Here is a 542-nt window from a genome sequence, read left to right on the forward strand (position 1 = left end):
GTCATACGAGTGCTCGTATGACTGGTCGTAGAACCGATAACTTCCTGCACCGCCCGCGCCCTCGTCAAAGGCGACAAGCATCCTGCCTACCGGCGCTACCGCAAGGCGGCCTGCTGACCACGCTTACTAAGGTTGAGCAGTTGCCCGAGATGCTCGGCCGGGCCACGCTCGGCTTAGCAATTGACGCTGGCAAAACGGCAAACTTGGCAGACATGCTGCCTGAGGCGGCGACTGGTGGACTGTGAGCTCCGTGAGGGTATCTCTTGCCGAGGCAGCGATGATACCCACGAAGGCGAATCTACGTCTTGGCATCCGCAGAGCTGCCGCGATGCGTAGTGGGACCGCACGACCCGGAACTAAAGCACGAAAAACAAAAAAACCGCCTCAGAAAATCCTGAGACGGTTTGATTGTTGTTGCACTGGTTGCGGGGACAGGATTTGAACCTGTGACCTTCAGGTTATGAGCCTGACGAGCTACCGGGCTGCTCCACCCCGCGACACCTTTGTCGCCCATTTGGGCGGGAGGGGTATGTGGCATTGTG

At 58.5% G+C, this 542-nt stretch carries 1 tRNA gene; it reads right to left on the reverse strand.

The window, feature by feature from the left end:
- Window positions 1-420: 420 nt before the first annotated feature.
- A tRNA-Met gene (locus MF609_RS19810) sits at window positions 421-497 on the reverse strand.
- Between the last annotated feature and the right edge of the window lie 45 nt (window positions 498-542).

It is taken from the genome of Sphingomonas panni, assembly GCF_022664435.1.
Classification (GTDB): Bacteria; Pseudomonadota; Alphaproteobacteria; order Sphingomonadales; family Sphingomonadaceae; genus Sphingomonas; species Sphingomonas panni.